This window comes from Brevibacterium sp. 50QC2O2, from assembly GCF_024580675.1.
Taxonomy (GTDB): Bacteria; Actinomycetota; Actinomycetes; order Actinomycetales; family Brevibacteriaceae; genus Brevibacterium; species Brevibacterium moorei.
This window is the reverse complement of record NZ_JANIJZ010000064.1, coordinates 1-296: the sequence shown is the minus strand read 5'-3', so window position 1 is coordinate 296 and position 296 is coordinate 1. Positions and strand designations below refer to the sequence as shown.

At 66.6% G+C, this 296-nt stretch carries 1 protein-coding gene; it reads right to left on the bottom strand.

Annotated elements, in window-relative coordinates; translation table 11 throughout:
* On the bottom strand, window positions 1-296 hold a 296-nt coding region (locus NQ038_RS15230), incomplete at both ends, for a hypothetical protein (RefSeq protein ID WP_373456831.1).

Here is a 296-nt window from a genome sequence, read left to right as displayed (position 1 = left end):
GGTGTCGGCGACGACGGTGGTGATGTCGGTCAGGAGTTCGTCGATCTCACCGGTGAGGTTCTGATAGCGGCGGGCCAGCGTGCGCAATGCCTTGCGCTGGTAGTCCGTCGCCACCGGTCGGGTGGCGGCGAGTCGGGCGATCAGCGTCTTGTCGTTCAGGCCGCGGTGGGCCTGGCGAAAGGCGGTGTCGGCGGTGACGAGTTTGTTCTTGATCTGCACGATCGCAGTCGTGCGGGCTTTGACGGCGGTGGTGTAGGCGCACAAGAGGTTGGCCAGGCCGGCGATGACGCCGCCGA